The 17,107-nt window shown below is 72.2% G+C and carries 16 protein-coding genes and 1 tRNA gene; 15 read left to right on the plus strand and 2 right to left on the minus strand.

The features are described from left to right. Window positions 1–62 precede the first annotated feature (62 nt). A complete protein-coding gene (locus NBW76_RS07510; RefSeq protein WP_056555247.1) occupies window positions 63–1,991 on the plus strand; it encodes a TIGR03960 family B12-binding radical SAM protein in 1,929 nt (642 codons plus the stop codon). 6 nt (window positions 1,992–1,997) lie between these two features. On the opposite strand, the gene NBW76_RS07515 is transcribed toward NBW76_RS07510, so the two are convergent. Continuing rightward, entirely contained in the window at window positions 1,998–3,212 is a 1,215-nt protein-coding gene (locus tag NBW76_RS07515) for an MFS transporter (protein WP_162239223.1), read from the minus strand. A gap of 87 nt (window positions 3,213–3,299) precedes the next feature. Here NBW76_RS07515 and NBW76_RS07520 point away from each other — a divergent pair, with 87 nt between their 5' ends. From NBW76_RS07520 to proB, 6 genes are all read left to right on the plus strand, one after another. Beyond that, window positions 3,300–4,082, plus strand: coding sequence for a TIGR03936 family radical SAM-associated protein (locus NBW76_RS07520; RefSeq protein ID WP_156364821.1), 783 nt, complete (start codon window positions 3,300–3,302; stop codon window positions 4,080–4,082). A 180-nt stretch (window positions 4,083–4,262) separates the two neighbouring features. After that, window positions 4,263–7,244 (plus strand): Rne/Rng family ribonuclease, encoded by a 2,982-nt coding sequence (locus tag NBW76_RS07525; protein ID WP_082481969.1) that lies wholly within the window; start codon window positions 4,263–4,265, stop codon window positions 7,242–7,244. 152 nt (window positions 7,245–7,396) lie between these two features. Next, window positions 7,397–7,708, plus strand: coding sequence for a 50S ribosomal protein L21 (gene rplU, locus NBW76_RS07530; protein ID WP_055965138.1), 312 nt, complete (start codon window positions 7,397–7,399; stop codon window positions 7,706–7,708). Between the two features lie 12 nt (window positions 7,709–7,720). Next, on the plus strand, window positions 7,721–7,975 hold the full coding sequence (gene rpmA / locus NBW76_RS07535) for a 50S ribosomal protein L27 (protein ID WP_055965140.1): 255 nt from the start codon (window positions 7,721–7,723) through the stop codon (window positions 7,973–7,975). Between the two features lie 95 nt (window positions 7,976–8,070). Next, window positions 8,071–9,651 (plus strand): GTPase ObgE, encoded by a 1,581-nt coding sequence (gene obgE, locus NBW76_RS07540; protein WP_055965143.1) that lies wholly within the window; start codon window positions 8,071–8,073, stop codon window positions 9,649–9,651. Further along, window positions 9,648–10,736 carry a glutamate 5-kinase gene (gene proB, locus NBW76_RS07545; RefSeq protein WP_056555253.1) on the plus strand — a complete coding sequence of 363 codons (1,089 nt, stop codon included), beginning with the start codon at window positions 9,648–9,650 and terminating at the stop codon, window positions 10,734–10,736. The genes obgE and proB overlap by 4 nt, the downstream gene beginning before the upstream one ends. A gap of 40 nt (window positions 10,737–10,776) precedes the next feature. Here the strand turns inward: proB and NBW76_RS07550 are convergent, their stop codons facing one another. Further along, window positions 10,777–12,030 (minus strand): endonuclease/exonuclease/phosphatase family protein, encoded by a 1,254-nt coding sequence (locus NBW76_RS07550; protein WP_056555256.1) that lies wholly within the window; start codon window positions 12,028–12,030, stop codon window positions 10,777–10,779. Between the two features lie 66 nt (window positions 12,031–12,096). On the opposite strand from NBW76_RS07550, the gene NBW76_RS07555 reads away from it, so the two are divergent. From NBW76_RS07555 to NBW76_RS07590, 8 genes are all read left to right on the plus strand, one after another. Then, window positions 12,097–13,341 carry a glutamate-5-semialdehyde dehydrogenase gene (locus NBW76_RS07555; protein ID WP_056555259.1) on the plus strand — a complete coding sequence of 415 codons (1,245 nt, stop codon included), beginning with the start codon at window positions 12,097–12,099 and terminating at the stop codon, window positions 13,339–13,341. 61 nt (window positions 13,342–13,402) lie between these two features. Beyond that, window positions 13,403–13,546, plus strand: coding sequence for a hypothetical protein (locus NBW76_RS07560; RefSeq protein WP_164468780.1), 144 nt, complete (start codon window positions 13,403–13,405; stop codon window positions 13,544–13,546). A gap of 14 nt (window positions 13,547–13,560) precedes the next feature. Then, on the plus strand, window positions 13,561–14,238 hold the full coding sequence (gene nadD / locus NBW76_RS07565; protein ID WP_200914502.1) for a nicotinate-nucleotide adenylyltransferase: 678 nt from the start codon (window positions 13,561–13,563) through the stop codon (window positions 14,236–14,238). Continuing rightward, window positions 14,235–14,594 (plus strand): ribosome silencing factor, encoded by a 360-nt coding sequence (rsfS, locus tag NBW76_RS07570; RefSeq protein ID WP_055965155.1) that lies wholly within the window; start codon window positions 14,235–14,237, stop codon window positions 14,592–14,594. The genes nadD and rsfS overlap by 4 nt, the downstream gene beginning before the upstream one ends. Continuing rightward, a complete protein-coding gene (locus NBW76_RS07575) occupies window positions 14,591–15,235 on the plus strand; it encodes a histidine phosphatase family protein (protein ID WP_055965158.1) in 645 nt (214 codons plus the stop codon). Before rsfS ends, NBW76_RS07575 begins: the two co-directional genes overlap by 4 nt. 75 nt (window positions 15,236–15,310) lie before the next feature. Continuing rightward, a tRNA-Ala gene (locus NBW76_RS07580) sits at window positions 15,311–15,383 on the plus strand. Between the two features lie 700 nt (window positions 15,384–16,083). Beyond that, the gene (locus tag NBW76_RS07585; RefSeq protein WP_055965161.1) at window positions 16,084–16,578 is read left to right on the plus strand and encodes a nucleoside deaminase; all 495 of its coding nucleotides are present in this window, start codon (window positions 16,084–16,086) and stop codon (window positions 16,576–16,578) included. Window positions 16,579–16,650: 72 nt separating this feature from the next. Next, the gene (locus NBW76_RS07590) at window positions 16,651–17,067 is read left to right on the plus strand and encodes a Fur family transcriptional regulator (RefSeq protein ID WP_055965165.1); all 417 of its coding nucleotides are present in this window, start codon (window positions 16,651–16,653) and stop codon (window positions 17,065–17,067) included. Window positions 17,068–17,107 lie beyond the last annotated feature (40 nt).

Genomic DNA, 17,107 nt, shown 5'->3' on the forward strand with positions numbered 1-17,107 from the left:
GCAACGTTGCTGAGACGGCGCAGGCGTTCTCTCAGGTCCCGGACGCCGCGTAGCCTGGGGCCATGTCCGTCGAGTCCGTCTTCCCCCGTCTCGAGCCGCTCCTGCCGACGGTGGGCAAGCCCATCCAGTACGTCGGCGGCGAGCTCAACGCCACCGTCAAGGAGTGGGACGACGTCAGCGTGCGCTGGGCGCTCATGTACCCCGACGCCTACGAGGTCGGGCTGCCGAACCAGGGCGTCCAGATCCTCTACGAGGTGCTGAACGAGCGTGACTGGCTGCTGGCCGAGCGCACGTACGCGGTGCAGGCCGACATGGAGGCCGTCATGCGGGAGCACGGCATCCCGCAGTTCACGGTCGACGCGCACCGTCCCGTGCGCGCGTTCGACGTGTTGGGCATCTCCTTCGCCACCGAGCTCGGCTACACCAACATGCTCACGGCGCTCGACCTGGCCGGCATCCCGCTGCACGCCGTCGACCGCACCGACGACGACCCGATCGTGCTCGCGGGCGGCCACAGCGCCTTCAACCCCGAGCCGGTCGCCGACTTCCTCGACGCCGCCGTGCTCGGCGACGGCGAGGAGATCGCGCTCGCCATCAGCGAGGTCGTGCGCGAGTGGAAGGACGAGGGGCGTCCCGGCGGCCGCGACGAGCTGCTGCTGAGGCTCGCGGCCTCAGGGGGCGTGTACGTGCCGAAGTTCTACGACGTCGACTACCGCGACGACGGCCGCATCGCGTCGGTCCGGCCCAACCGCGACGGCGTGCCGTGGCGCGTGGCCAAGCACACCGTCATGGACCTCGACCAGTGGCCGTACCCGCGCAAGCCGCTGGTGCCGCTGGCCGAGACGGTGCACGAGCGGTACTCCGTCGAGATCTTCCGTGGCTGCACGCGTGGCTGCCGGTTCTGCCAGGCGGGCATGATCACGCGCCCCGTGCGCGAACGCTCGCTGCAGACCATCGGCGACATGATCGACACCGGTCTGAAGGAGTCGGGCTACCAGGAGGTCGGCCTCCTCAGCCTCTCCAGCGCCGACCACACCGAGATCGGCGACCTCGCCAAGCAGCTCGGCGACCGCTACGAGGGCACCAACACGTCGCTGTCGCTGCCGTCGACCCGCGTCGACGCCTTCAACATCACGCTGGCCAACGAGTTCAGCCGCAACGGCCGACGCTCGGGGCTCACGTTCGCGCCCGAGGGCGGCAGCGAGCGTCTGCGCAAGGTCATCAACAAGGCGGTCACCGAGGACGACCTCATCCGCACCGTCACCGCCGCCTACTCGCACGGCTGGCGCCAGGTGAAGCTCTACTTCATGTGCGGCCTGCCCACCGAGACCGACGAGGACGTGCTGCAGATCGGTGAGCTCGCCAAGCGGGTCATCGAGGCCGGACGCGAGGCGTCGGGTCGCCGCGACATCCGCTGCACCGTGAGCATCGGCGGCTTCGTGCCCAAGCCGCAGACCCCGTTCCAGTGGGCCGCGCAGCTCGACCACGAGACCACCGACGAGCGCCTGCGCAAGCTGCGTGAGTCCGTGCAGTCGGACAAGCGCTTCGGTCGTGCCATCGGCTTCCGGTACCACGACGGACGCCCCGGGATCGTCGAGGGACTGCTGTCGCGCGGTGACCGACGGGTCGGGCGGATCGTCGAGGCGGTGTGGCGTGACGGCGGTCGGTTCGACGGCTGGAGCGAGCACTTCTCGTTCGAGCGCTGGGAGTCCGCGACCGCCGAGGTCCTGGCCGACGAGCCGGTCGACCTCGACTGGTACACGACCCGTGAGCGCGACCACGACGAGGTGCTCCCGTGGGACCACCTCGACGCCGGTCTCGACAAGGAGTGGCTCTGGGAGGACTGGCAGGACGCGCTCGACCCCGACGCCCTCGAGATCGAGGACTGCCGCTGGACGCCCTGCTACGACTGCGGCGTGTGCCCGCAGATGGGCACCGACATCCAGATCGGCCCGACGGGCCAGAAGCTGCTGCCGCTCTCGGTGGTCTGAGCGGACTCAGGCGGCGGGGCGCTCGAGCTCGTCCTCGATCGTCCCGCCGCGGTCCACGAGGGTGCCGAACACCCCGATGAGCACGGCGCCCAGCATGAGCACCGTGACCGGTGCGGTCCACGAGCCGGTCACGTCGTGCAGCAGGCCGGTGCCGAACGGGCCGAGCCCGGCCACGAGATAGCCGACGGACTGTGCGAACGCCGACAGCGAGGCCGTGCCCTCCGTCGTCGAGGCGCGACGGCCGAACATGATCAGCACCCAGGTGAACGCGCACCCCCCGAGCCCGAGCAGGATCGCCCAGAGCCACGGAGCCGCGGTCGGGGCCCACAGGACCCCGGCCCAGCCGCTCGCGGTGAGGGCGGCGAAGATCCACGGGAGGATGCCGCGGCCTCCGAGGCGTGCCACCAACGGCGGCAGGAGGAGGGTCATCGGGATGCCGACGGCCCCGAGGAGTCCCTGCATCGCACCCGCGGTGCCCTGCGCGAGCCCGGCGTCGGCCAGGATCGTCGGGAACCAGCCGAACTGGGCGTAGGCCTGGGCCGACTGCGCGCCGAAGCAGAGGGCGCAGGCCCAGGCGAGTCGGCTGCGGGCGAGCCGGGTCAGCGACGGTCCGACCGGTCGGACGTCGCGCCCCGCGCGCCCGGCACGGGCCGCGATCGGCAGCCACGGCAGCAGGGCGGCCACGCTCAGCACGGCCCACACCGCGATGCCGGGCCGCCAGCCACCGAGCGCGTCCGCGGCCGGCACCGTGACGACCGAGCTCACGGCGCCGCCGGCCATGAGCGCGGCGCCGTAGAGCGAGCCGACGAGGGGGAGCCGGTCGGGGAAGTGCTCCTTCGCGAGGGCGGGCAGCACCACGTTGCCCACCGCGCACGCGGCGAGCGCCACGACCGACAGCACGAGGAAGAGCGCGGTGGAGTCGACGACCGACCGGGCGAGGAGCCCGAGGGCCAGCACGGCCAGCAGTGCGGCGGCGGTGCGGTCGAGACCGAGCAGACGGACCACGCGCGCTGCCGTCGTCCCGAAGACGGCGAAGCACAGCACGGGCAGCGTGGTCAGGACGCCCGCGACCGTGGCGCTCATGCCGAGGTCGTCGCGCAGGGGGTCGATGACCACCCCGACGCTGCCGATCGCCACGCGCAGGTTGAGCGCGAGCAGCACGATCGCGGCCCCCACGAGCCAGGCGGGACCCCCGCGACGGACGGATGACGAGGAGCTCACCGAGACATCCAACGCCACCGTCGGGAGGCGTCCGCACGCGGCCCTCGGCGAGAGCCTGCGGACGCCGACCTCGGTAGGGTCGGACCCATGTCCGACGGCAGCACGACCCTGCGTGGCACCCCCAACCCGGAGGCGCCCAACCCGCAGCTGCCCATCGTCCAGCGGCTGCGCATCCGGTACGCCAAGCGCGGCCGGCTGCGGTTCACCAGCCACCGCGACTTCGGTCGTGCCTTCGAGCGCGCGGTCCGCCGCGCCCAGGTGCCGATCGCGTTCTCGTCGGGCTACACGCCCCACCCGAAGATCTCCTACGCCGGAGCGGCTCCCACCGGCGCGGCGAGCGAGGCCGAGTTCCTCGAGATCGGGCTCACGCAGCAGCGTGATCCCGAGTCCGTCCGCGTGGCGCTGGACGACGCCCTGCCGCCCGGCATCGACGTGCTGGAGGTGGTTCCTGCACGCGAGGGCGGGGGCTCGCTGGCGGACCGGCTCGAGGCGAGCGAGTGGGTGATCGAGCTGCGCGGAACCGCGCCGGAGCAGGTCCGGGAGGCGGCCGACGCGTTCCTCGCGGCCGAGCAGGTCGACGTCGAGCGGATGACCAAACGAGGTCTGCGGACGTTCGACGCCCGTGCCGCCGTCCAGTCACTCTCCGTTGGTTCGTCCGACACCTCGGGTGTGGCGTATGCGATACTGACGGTGGTCGTCCGACACCAGAACCCGTCGGTCCGACCGGACGACGTACTCACCGGACTCCGCAACCGCGGGGGCCTCGAGCTCGAGCAGACGCCCCTGGCGACACGCTCGGCCCAGGGTCCTCTGGACGTGGAGAACGGGACGGTCGGCGATCCACTCGCCCTCGACCGCGACGCATCCTGACAGGTGCTGACCGCGGCGGGACGGACGGGGAGCCGTGTGACAGGCCGGACGTCGACCACCCGGGACGCCCCAGCGCCCCGGCGCCGCCAGAAGACTTTCGGTGACCGAGCCCCCGGGCGAGGAGCCGCAGACGCAGAACCCCGGCCTCACGTAGGCGCTCACGGGGCCTGAGGAGAGCACATGCTCGACGACGACAAGAACACACCCACCACCGAGACCAGCACCACCTCGCGGACGAGACGACGGGCCGCCGCCCGACCGGCGGGACCCCCCGCGGCCGTGAGCACCGACATCTTCGCCCCGCCCGAGGCCCCGGCGAAGAAGGCTCCGGCGCGTGCCGCGTCCGGCAAGGACCCCGCCACGAAGGACTCCGATGCGTCCGACGCCGGCGCGACGCAGGAGGCCCCGGCCAGACGGACCGCCAAGAAGGCGGCCCCCTCGGGCGGGTCCGACGGCGACACCGGGTCCCCCGACGCCCCGGCGAAGAAGGCAGCGGCCAAGAAGTCGGCCAAGAAGAGCACCTCCGCGGGCTCGGCCACCAAGAAGACCGCGGCGAAGAAGACCGCGGTCAAGGACGACGCTGCTCCTGAGGAGGCCGACGCGACCGCGTCCGGCCAGGAGGCGTCGACGGCGAGCGACGACCGCGCGAGCAGCGGTGACCGGCCCGCCAGGAAGCGCAGCGGTCGCAAGCCCGCGGCATCCGGTGACGATGCCGGGACCGCAGCCGTGGCGTTCCAGGCTCCCGAGCCCGTGACGGCGCCCGCTCGCGACGACCGGTCCTCCGAGGGGCGTTCCTCCGACGGCACGGACTCCGACGAGCAGGGCGACGACTCCGGTGACGGATCCGGTGGCGGTCCCAAGCGTCGTCGCCGCAGCCGCGGCGGACGTCGCCGCAACAAGAGTGACGACACCCGCGACGGCTCGGACTCCTCCGACGGTGCCGAGTCCGGAGAGGCCAAGGGCCAGGACGACGGAGCCGGCGGCTCGTCGAACCAGGACGACTCCGGTGACGGGGGAGACGGCGAGGGCCAGAGCACCAACACCCGCCGCCGCCGGCGTCGCGCCCGCTCGGGCGAGCGTGCGTCCGCCTCGCCCGACGATCCGGAGAACACCGTCGTGCGGGTCCGCGAGGGTCGCAACCCCGAGGACGAGATCACCGGCGTGGCCGGCTCCACGCGCCTGGAGGCCAAGAAGCAGCGCCGCCGCGAGGGCCGCGAGGCCGGACGGCGCCGCGCGCCGATCGTGTCCGAGGCCGAGTTCCTGGCCCGACGCGAGGCCGTCGACCGTCAGATGGTCGTCCGCCAGCACGTGTCGAAGGGCTCCGGCGCCGAGAGCGACGCCTACACCCAGATCGCCGTGCTCGAGGACTCCGTGCTCGTCGAGCACTACGTGGCCCGCGAGTCCCAGACGTCGCTCATCGGCAACGTCTACCTCGGCAAGGTCCAGAACGTCCTGCCCAGCATGGAGGCCGCCTTCGTCGACATCGGTGCCGGTCGCAACGCCGTCATCTACGCCGGCGAGGTCGACTGGAGCGGTGTGCAGAACGGCAAGGCCCGCAAGATCGAGGAGGCGTTGACCCCCGGGCAGCAGATCCTCGTGCAGGTCTCGAAGGACCCGATCGGCCAGAAGGGCGCGCGGCTCACGAGCCAGATCAGCCTGCCGGGCCGCTTCCTGGTCTACGTCCCGGGAGGCCAGTCCAACGGTATCTCCCGCAAGCTGCCCGACACCGAGCGCGCCCGGCTCAAGGCCCTCCTCAAGGAGGTGCTCCCCGAGGACGCCGGCGTCATCGTGCGCACGGCCGCCGAGGGCGCCAGCGAGGACCAGCTGACCCGCGACGTCACCGCGCTCACGGCGCGCTGGGACGACATCAAGGCCAAGGCCGGCATCGGCGAGGACGGGACGCCCTCCGCGAAGGGCCCCCAGCTCCTGTACGCCGAGCCCGACCTCGTGATCAAGGTCGTGCGCGACCTGTTCAACGAGGACTTCGCCTCGCTCGTCGTCGAGGGCTCCGACGCCTGGGACAACATCTCCGGCTACCTGCGTCACGTCGCACCCGACCTCGCCGAGCGACTGCAGGAGTGGTCGCCCGCCGAGCACGACGGCCGCGACTCCTTCGACGTGCTGCGCATCGACGAGCAGATCCACAAGGCGCTGGACCGCAAGGTCTGGCTGCCCTCGGGCGGCTCGCTCGTGATCGACCGGACCGAGGCCATGACCGTGGTCGACGTCAACACCGGCAAGTTCACCGGCTCCGGGGGCAACCTCGAGGAGACGGTCACCAAGAACAACCTCGAGGCCGCCGAGGAGATCGTCCGCCAGCTCCGGCTGCGCGACATCGGCGGCATCATCGTCATCGACTTCATCGACATGGTGCTCGAGAGCAACCGTGACCTGGTGCTGCGTCGCCTGGTCGAGTGCCTGGGCCGCGACCGCACCCGCCACCAGGTGGCCGAGGTGACGTCGCTCGGGCTCGTGCAGATGACCCGCAAGCGGATCGGCACCGGCCTGCTCGAGTCGTTCAGCACCGACTGCGACCACTGCAACGGGCGCGGTGTGGTCATCACGGCCGAGCCGGTCGAGCCGAAGAAGGACGAGCCGCGAGGCGGCGGACGCCAGCGTCGTGGTCGTGGCGGCAACGGTGGCAACGACAACGGTGGGTCGAACGGCGGCGGCAACAACGGCGGCAACGGCAACGGGTCGAGCAACGGCAACGGCAACGGGTCGAGCAACGGCAACGGTGGCTCGCGTCGCGGGCAGCAGAAGCCGGCGACGGACGAGGCCGACTCCTCGGAGTCGACGACGTCGAGGACGACCTCGTCGTCCTCGGGCCGGTCCTCCCGCCGTTCGGGGCCCCCGAAGGACGTGCCGACGCCCGAGGACGGCGCTTCGGCGCCTGCCGAGCCGTCGGAGCCGTCGGAGCAGGAGACTCCTGCACCCGCCGTCGACGCCGCGCTCGAGCCCGAGAGCCCCGCACCCGAGACGGGCGACCAGCCTGTCGAGGACGCCGTCGCGCCGGAGGCCGAGACCGCTGCCGAGCCCGTGCAGGACCCTCTGCCCGAGGCCGAGCAGGACTCCGCTCCCGAGGTGTCGGAGACGGATGGCGACCGGGCCTCCACCAGCGAGGACGCCCCCGTTTTGACCGAGCCGGGTGACGGTCCGTAGAATGATGTGTCGGCGTGCCCTGCGCGCCGATCCGCATGCCCGGGCGAGAGCCCGGCACCGGTCGCCGAACCAGCCCGCTGCGTTCGCCCGGCCCCGCACAGCCCCAAGCCTTGGCAAGCACAGCTTCCAGCAAGAACCGAGTGAGGAATCCCGTGGTCTACGCAATCGTGCGCAGTGGCGGCACGCAGCAGAAGGTCGCCGTCGGCGACGTCATCGAGATCGACCAGCTCGGCCTGGCCCAGGGCGAGGCGGTCTCGCTGCCGGCCGTCCTGTACGTCGACGGTGACACCGTCACGGCCGACGCCGACTCGCTCTCCCAGGTCTCCGTGACCGCCGAGGCCATCGGTGGCACCAAGGGCCCCAAGATCACCATCCAGAAGTACAAGAACAAGACCGGCTACAAGAAGCGCCAGGGGCACCGTCAGAAGTACACCCAGGTCAAGATCACCGGCATCGCGAAGTAGAGGACTGAACTCATGGCACACAAGAAGGGCGCAGCCTCCACCAAGAACGGCCGCGACTCCAACAGCCAGCGCCTCGGCGTCAAGCGCTTCGGCGGCCAGCTGGTCAACGCGGGCGAGATCATCGTCCGCCAGCGCGGCACCCACTTCCACCCCGGCACCAACGTCGGCCGTGGCGGCGACGACACGCTCTTCGCGCTGTCGGCCGGCTCGGTCGAGTTCGGGACGCGTCGCGGCCGCAAGGTCGTGAACATCGTTCCGGGCGAGTAGCCGGCAGAACATCCGTCGAAGGGGTGGTCCGCGCATGCGGCCACCCCTTCGACGTCCCTGCACCTCCCTCCCACCCCCGTTCCCAGGAGCACCCGATGGCCGTCCCCACCTTCGTCGACCGCGTGACGCTGCACGTCGTCGGCGGCAACGGCGGGCACGGCATCGCGTCGGTGCACCGCGAGAAGTTCAAGCCGCTCGGCGGGCCCGACGGCGGCAACGGCGGTCACGGTGGCGACGTCATCCTGCGGGTCTCGGCCGACGTGACCACGCTCGTGGACTACCACCACGAGCCGAAGCGCAAGGCCGGCAACGGTGCGCCGGGCGAGGGCGGCAACCGCAGTGGTGGTCATGGTGGCGACCTCGTGCTGAAGGTCCCCGACGGAACGGTGGTGCGCTCCGGCGGTGAGCACGGCACCGGCGAGGTGCTCGCCGACCTCGTGGGCCCCGGCACCGAGCTCGTCATCGCCGCGGGCGGCCGAGGTGGTCTCGGCAACGCGGCCCTGGCGTCGGCCAAGCGCAAGGCGCCCGGCTTCGCCCTCAAGGGTGAGCCCGGCCAGGAGCGCACGATCGTGCTGGAGCTCAAGGTCGTGGCCGACATCGGTCTCGTCGGGTTCCCCAGCGCCGGCAAGTCCAGCCTCATCGCCGCCCTGTCACGCGCGCGGCCCAAGATCGCCGACTACCCGTTCACCACCCTGGTCCCGAACCTGGGGGTCGTCACCGCGGGGTCGACCACCTTCACCGTGGCCGACGTGCCCGGCCTCATCGAGGGCGCCAGCGAGGGACGCGGCCTCGGTCACGACTTCCTGCGCCACGTCGAGCGGTGCGCGGCCCTCGTGCACGTCGTCGACTGCGCGACCGTGGAGCCCGGCCGCGACCCGTTGAGCGACCTCGACGTCATCGAGGCCGAGCTGCGTGCCTACGCCGATGGCCTGGCCGAGGGTGCCACCGGCAAGGACCTGCTCGAGCGCCCGCGGCTGGTGGCGCTCAACAAGACCGACGTCCCCGACGCCGCCCAGATCGCCGAGTTCGTGCGCGCCGACCTCGAGGAGCGCGGCTACGACGTGTTCGACGTCTCCGCCGCCAGCCACGCCGGGCTGCGCGAGCTGTCGTTCGCCATGGCCGAGATCGTCGCGCGCCGTCGCGCCGACGCGCCCTCGCAGGAGATCACCCGCATCGTGCTGCGCCCCCAGGCCGAGGCCGGCGTGGGCCAGGAGTTCACCGTCGACCAGCGCCGCGGCCCCGAGGGCCAGCAGCAGTGGATCGTGCGTGGCGCCAAGCTCACCCGCTGGGTGGGCCAGACCGACTTCAGCAACGACGAGGCGGTGGGCTACCTCGCCGACCGCCTCGCTCGCCTCGGTGTGGAGGCCAGCCTCGCGAAGCTCGGTGCCGAGCCCGGCGACGACGTCGTCATCGGCGGCACGGCCGACCTGGGCTGGGAGGACGCGGTCGTCTTCGACTTCGACCCCACGATCGAGGCCGGTGCCGAGATGCTGGGTCGTCGTGGTGAGGACCAGCGCCTGGACCGCGACGACCGGCGGACGAACGTCGAGCGTCGCGAGGCGCTGGCCGCCAAGCGGGCGCAGGAGGCCGAGTTCCGCGAGCTGCGCGAGCGCGGCGAGGAGCCCGACTGGACCTCCGAGGACGAGGACGCGGACACCGAGGGCACGGGGGCATGACCCGGAGGGTCGTCGTCAAGGTCGGCTCGTCGTCGCTGACGTCGTCGACCGGCCACCTCGACCCGGCCAAGGTCGACGTCGTGGTGGAGGCCCTCGCCGCAGCCCGGCGAGCGGGCGACGAGGTGGTGCTGGTCAGCTCCGGTGCCATCGCGGCCGGACTGGGGCCGCTCGGGCTCACGACCCGTCCCAGGGACCTGCCGACGCAGCAGGCCGCGGCCAGCGTCGGCCAGGGTGCCCTCGTGGCGCACTACTCCGAGAGGTTCGCCACCCACGGCATCACGGTGGGCCAGGTCCTGCTGACCGTCGACGACGTGACCCGCCGCAGCCACTACCGCAACGCGCACCAGACGTTCGCCAAGCTGCACGAGCTGGGTGTGCTGCCGGTCGTCAACGAGAACGACACGGTGGCCACGAGCGAGATCCGCTTCGGCGACAACGACCGCCTCGCGGCCCTGGTGGCGCACCTCGTGCACGCCGACCTGCTGGTGCTGCTCTCCGACGTCGACGGTCTCTTCACCGGCCACCCGTCGGTGCCCACGTCGCGGCCCATCCCCGACGTGCACGGACCCGAGGACCTCCTCGAGGTCGACGTCGCACGGGTGGGGTCGAAGGTCGGTACCGGCGGCATGGTCACCAAGATCGAGGCCGCGCGGATCGCCACGGGTGCGGGCATCCCGGTGGTGCTGGCCCGGGCCGACCGGGCGGGAGCGGCCGTCGCGGGCGAGGCGGTGGGCACGCGCTTCCACCCCACGGGCCGACGTCGGCCCACGCGGCTGCTGTGGCTCGCGCATGCGAGCGAGACCAAGGGCCAGCTGCACGTCGACGCCGGAGCGGTCGCCGCCCTGACCTCGCGCAAGGCCTCCCTGCTGCCGGCCGGCATCGTCGGGGTCAGTGGCGAGTTCGGCGCCGGGGAGCCGGTCGACGTCGTGGGGCCCGACGGCCAGGCGGTGGCCCGCGGGCTCGTGAACTACGACAGCGGGGAGCTGCCCAGCCTCATCGGCCGGTCGACGCACGCGCTGGCCGCCGAGCTGGGCGCCGACTACGAGCGCGAGGTCGTGCACCGTGACGACCTCGTCGTCCTCTGACCCGACCTGCTGGGCACGCAGGATCCTGCGTCCCCGGGAGTCAGGGCCGGTCGACGTCGACCCAGACGAGCCGGTGGTCCGAGGCCGGGAACGGGAACGTGCCGGTGAGCCGTGACAGGGGGTCGGCCTGCGTGGGCCAGAAGACGCGGGCGTCGCGGATGCGCAGGTCCCGGCTCGGCAGCACGTAGTCGGCTCGGATGTTGCCCGGCGGCTCCGCGAAGTCGGCGGTGTCGAACCTCGGGTCGCCCCGGTGTGCGTCGTTCGCCCCGCCCTGCAGTCGGGCCGCCTCCACGGCACCCTCGCTGGACGGCGTCACCGACGTGTTCACGCGGGGCAGGTCGAGCAGCTGGTTCGCGGCACCGGGGAGGGAGTCGCCGTCGACGGGGTCGGAGTTCAGGTCGCCGGCGACGACGAACGGGGCGGCGGGGGAGAGGCCCCCGCGCCGGCCGCTGTCGTCCCTGATCCAGCGCGCCTGGCGAGGGGAGCCGACGTAGTCCGCCCAGAACCGGATCTCGTCGGCGTTGCGACGGCCGTTGCGGTCCTGGGGGCCGTCGAAGACCGGCGGCGTCGGGTGGCTGACGAGCAGGTGGACCGACCGACGGCCGACCTTCACGGGCACGTCCCAGTGGGACTTGCTCGACAGGCGCAGGACGTCGACGGCCTCGGGGGAGTAGTAGCCGGACGGCATGCGGTTGCCCGGCATGTCCTTCCACAGCTGCTTCTGGAACGTGCGGATCCGCTTCGCGTCGATCGGGTAGCGGCTCAGCACCGCCATGCCGTACTGGCCGGGGAACGCGCCGAAGCCGTACGCGTCGTCGGAACCGTCCGTGGTCCCGTCGCCGTTCAGGTCGAGACCGGTCGGGACGCCCGTGTTGACCGGCGCCGTGAACGTGTACCGGTAACGGATCGGCTCCGCCCCGTTCCAGCCCCGTGCCAGGTAGTTCCGCGCGAGCAGACGCAGCGCCTCCGGGTCGTGGTCGACCTCCTGCAGCACGAGCACGTCGGGCCGGGCGCGCTGGATCGTCTCGGCGACCGCCCGCGCCTGGGCGTTCGCGTCGGTGGTCAGGTCGCGCCGCAGGTCGCCCTCGGCCGGCCGGTTGAGCGAGGCGTTGAACGTCGCGAACCGCACCGACGGCTCGTGGCCGGGACCGTGGTGGCCACCGCCGTGGGCCTCGGCGGGCGACGACGTGGAGGGCACGGCCAGGACGGTACCGCCCAGGACGAGGGCGAGTGCGAGGGCGAGGCGTCGTGCCGGTGCGCGCCCGCCGCGCGTGTTGAAGGGTCCCCGAGTCATGCGCGGCACTGTTCCAGGCGCGGGTGAACGACGGGTGACGTCCCCCGCCCTCGCTACGATCGGGGCGTGAAGGAACAGGTGCACGAGCTCGCCCGACGGTCGCGGACCGCCGCCCGGACCCTCGCTCTCGCGTCGCGGGCGCAGAAGGACGCTGCCCTGCTCGCGATGGCCGATGCGCTCGTCGCCGCCACCGAGCGGATCGTGGCCGAGAACGCGGCGGACGTCGAGACCGCCCGCGCCGACGGCACCCCCGAGAACGTGATCGACCGCCTGCTCCTGGACGCCGACCGGGTGGCGGCCTTCGCACAGGGCGTGCGCGACGTCGCCGCCCTTCCCGACCCCGTCGGCGAGGTCGTCCGCGGGTCCACGCTGCCCAACGGCCTGCGGCTCGAGCAGCTGCGTGTGCCCATGGGCGTCATCGCGATGATCTACGAGGGCCGACCCAACGTCACCGCCGACGCCGCTGCCATCTGTCTCAAGGCCGGCAGCGCGTCGTTGCTGCGGGGGTCCCGGTCCGCGGCCCGGTCCAACGCCGCGATCGTCGACGTCATGCGCGACGCGATCGCCGCCGCCGGTCTGCCCGCCGACGTGGTCCAGGCCGTTCCCGCCCACGACCGCTCCAGCGCCACGGAGCTGATGCAGGCACGTGGGCTCGTCGACCTGGTGATCCCGCGCGGGGGAGCCGGGCTGATCCGTACCGTCGTCGAGCAGTCGACCGTACCGGTCATCGAGACCGGGACCGGGAACGTGCACGTCTACGTGGACGCCGACGCCGACCTCGACATGGCGCTCGACATCGTGCTCAACGCCAAGACCCACCGCACCAGCGTGTGCAACGCCGCGGAGTCGCTGCTCGTGCACCGCGACGTGGCCGAGGAGTTCCTGCCGCGGGTCACCGAGGCGCTGCAGACCGCGGGCGTGACCGTCCACGGCGACGCAGCCTTCGCCGCCGTCCCGGGCGTGCTGGCGGCGTCCGACCACGACTGGGCCACCGAGTACCTGTCGCTCGACATCGCCGCCGCGGTGGTCGACTCGCTCGACGACGCGGTGGAGCACATCCGCACCTGGTCGTCGGGGCACACCGAGGCGATCGTCACGCGGTCGATCGACGCGGCGCGACGGTTCACCCTGGGGGTCGACTCGGCCGCCGTGATGGTCAACGCGTCGACCCGGTTCACCGACGGAGGCGAGTTCGGCTTCGGGGCCGAGATCGGGATCTCCACCCAGAAGCTGCACGCACGCGGCCCGATGGGCCTGCAGGAGATGACGACCACGACGTACGTGGTGACCGGCGACGGCCACGTGCGCTGAGCATCACGGGGTCGGGCACCACCACGTCGGCCCGCCCTGCCCGCGCTGGTAGATTGCGACCATGCTCGAGTTCCTGGTCGCAGCCGAAGAGTCCGCCGAGGGCGGCCACATCAACCCGTACATCATCGGCGGTGTCGCCCTCGCGATCCTGCTGATCCTGCTGTTCGCGCTGCTGGCCTTCGGCAAGGGTCGCGAGCACTCCTGAGCACGTCAGGGTCCGTGGTCGCCGAGCCCCTGCCCACGCGACGACGTCGCGTCGGCGTCATGGGTGGCACGTTCGACCCGATCCACCACGGCCACCTCGTGGCGGCGAGCGAGGTGCAGTCGTGGTTCGACCTCGACGAGGTCGTCTTCGTGCCGACCGGTCGTCCCTGGCAGAAGGCCGACCGTGAGGTCTCGACCGCCGAGCACCGGTACCTCATGACGGTGATCGCCACGGCGGCGAACCCCCGCTTCGAGGTCAGCCGGGTCGACATCGACCGCGACGGGCCCACCTACACCATCGACACCCTCCGCGACCTGGCCGCGGACATGCCCGACGCCGACCTGTACTTCATCACCGGCGCCGACGCGATGGCGGCGATCCTCACCTGGCGCGACCACGAGGAGCTCTTCGAGCTGGCCCACTTCGTCGGCTGCACGCGCCCCGGGCACGAGATGGACGAGCAGACGCTGGAGGGACTCCCCGTCGAGCGCATCACGCTCGTCGAGATCCCGGCGCTGGCCATCTCGTCGACCGACTGCCGTGTGCGCGTCACGTCGGGCGAGCCGGTCTGGTACCTCGTCCCCGACGGCGTGGTCCAGTACATCGGCAAGCACCGTCTCTACTCCCCGCCCCCCGAGGCGCCCCCAGGGGCCGTCCCGGGAACCGACCCCGACTCCGAGGACTCCCCATGACCGCGTCCGACCGGGCGATCGAGCTCGCCCGCGCCGCCGCCGCCGCCGCCGACGAGAAGCTCGCCACCGAGATCCTCGCCTTCGACGTCTCCGAGCAGCTCTACATCACCGACGTCTTCCTGCTGTGCAGCGCGAGCAACCAGCCGCAGGTGCGAGCCGTGAAGGACGCCATCGAGGAGAAGCTGCTGGAGCTCGGCGCCAAGCCCGTGCGGCGCGAGGGCGAGCGCGAGGGCCGGTGGGTGCTCATCGACTTCGCCGAGCTCGTGGTGCACGTGCAGCACAGCGAGGAGCGGGCCTTCTACGCCCTCGAGCGTCTGTGGAGCGACTGCCCGACCATCAGCCTCACGTCGGCATGACGCGTCGGGTCGTGCTCTGGCGCCACGGGCGCACGGAGTGGAACGTCGCGGGCCGGGTGCAGGGACAGACCGACACGTCGCTCGACGACGTCGGACGCGAGCAGGCGCGTGCGGCCGCCGCACGCCTCGCGTCGCTCCGGCCGGTGCGGATCCTCAGCTCCGACCTCGAGCGGGCGCGCGACACGGCCGAGGAGCTGTCGCGGGTGACCGGCGTGCCCGTCGAGCTCGACGAGCGTCTGCGCGAGATGAACTTCGGCGAGCGCGAGGGCCTCACGTGGCGCGAGTCGTGGGACCGCTTCCCCGAGCTCATGAAGGCGATGCTGGAGGACCGCGAGGAGCGGTTCCCGCAGGCGGAGCTGCACGCCGAGGCCGGCGCGCGCCTGTCGGAGGCGCTCACCGAGGCGCTCGAGTCGCTGGAGGACGAGCAGACGCTCGTGGTCGTGGCGCACGGCGCGGTGCTGCGGGTCGGGGCCTGCACGTTCCTGGGCTTCCCTGAGGCCACGTGGCGGACGTTCGCCGGGCTCTCGAACTGCTCCTGGATCGCGCTCGAGCAGATCTCGCCGGCGCACGGGACGCGCTGGCGGCTCACGGAGTGGAACGCCGGCACGCTGCCCGAGCCGGTCATGTCCGACGACGAGTGACCCCGGTTTGAGTCGCTCCGCGGCAGGGTCTAGAGTGTTCACTCGGTGCTCGACCCGGTCGGGTACCACCCGCGAGGGGCATTGGCGCAGTTGGTAGCGCGCTTCCATGGCATGGAAGAGGTCAGGAGTTCGAATCTCCTATGCTCCACTCGAACGAGCGAAGGCCCCCAGTCCTCGAGACTGGGGGTCTTCTTCGTTCCGGCAGGGGCCTTCTCTCGTTCGAATCGGGACCGGCGATTCGGGGAGGAGCGAGCTCTGCGAGCGACGGAGTCTCCTGTGCTCCACTCGAACGAGCGAAGGCCCCCAGTCCTCGAGACTGGGGGTCTTCGTCGTTGCCGCGGCGGCTGACCCGGACATGACCTGCGGCTGCGCATCCTCGGCCCCTCGTGGGCCTGCGCCCCGAGAGGGCCGACCGGGCAGCCGGTAGGGGGACCGGTCGGGCTCTCGGGTCGCGGCCTGGGCGGTCAGAGGTAGGTGTCGCACGTTTCGTGGGTGTCGGAGGTAGGTGTCGCACCTTTCGACGGTCGCGACAGGTGCGTCACCTACCTCTGACTGCGTCGTTCGGTGCGCCACCTACCGCTGGCGGCCCGGGATCAGGATCGAGCCGAGGACGCACCTGCATCCCCGGGTCGGGGCCGTGGGGGTAGGTAGGCCGCGCTACCCGCGGGGGCGGCGGTAGATGTGCCGCGGATACGCACGGTGTATCCGCGGCGGGCCTACCTGGACGGGCCGGGATACGCGGGCCACCTACCTCTGACGGCCCAGTGCCGCGGCGGGGAGGCGGGACGCGGCGTGGAGCGGGTCGATCCCGAAGCGCGGGGACGCACGTCCTGGCCGATGATGGCCGCATGACGCTGACCGACACGGACCTCACCCACCTGCGCCGCTGCGTCGAGCTCGCCCGCGAGGCGCTCGAGCACGGCGACATGCCCTTCGGCTCGCTGCTGGTCGGCGCCGACGGCACCGTGCTGCTGGAGGAGCGCAACCAGGAGGGCGCGGGGGACGCGACACGCCATCCGGAGCTCGCGCTCGCCACGTGGGCCGGGGCGCACCTGGCGCCGGCTGAGCGAGCCGGCGCGACCGCGTACACGACGGGGGAGCACTGTGCCATGTGCTCCGCGGCTCACGGCTGGGTCGGGCTGGGACGCATCGTCGTCGCGGTGCGAGCCACGCAGCTCACCGAGTGGCTCGACGGATGGGGGGAGCCCGCCCCGCCTGTGGCCACCTTGCCCATCGAGCAGGTGGTGCCGGGAGTCGTGGTCGACGGTCCCGCCCCCGAGCTCGCCGACGAGATGCAGGCGCTGCACCGGGCCCGCGTCGAACGTGACCGCGCGCGGCGGTGAGCACCGCGCCGCGCACCTGAAGTTCGCGCGTCGTTTCTTGACTCGTTCAAGAAAGTGGCTACAGTCGGGGGCATGACGTCGATCGAGGCACCCGAGCTCCTGAGGGAGGCGGGACTGCGCGTCACGCGCCCCCGGGTGGCCGTCCTCGACGCGCTCGAACGGACGCCGCACGCCGACACCGCCACCGTCATCGACGCCGCCCGGACCCTCGTCCCCGACGTCTCGCACCAGGCGGTCTACGACACGCTGGCCGCCCTCACCCAGGTGGGGATCGTCCGGCGCATCCAGCCGCACGGCCACACCGCACGCTACGAGCGACGCGTGGGTGACAACCACCACCACGTGGTGTGCCGCGGCTGCGGCGACATCGCCGACGTCGACTGCGCCACGGGCGAGGCTCCCTGCCTCGTCCCGTCGTCCGACCACGGCTTCGTCATCGACGAGGCCGAGGTCATCTTCTGGGGCACCTGCCCCTCCTGCACCGCCTGACTCCCGCGTCATCGACGCGGACCGCCCGACCTGTCCAACC

It is taken from the genome of Aeromicrobium sp. Leaf245, from assembly GCF_942548115.1.
GTDB lineage: Bacteria > Actinomycetota > Actinomycetes > Propionibacteriales > Nocardioidaceae > Aeromicrobium.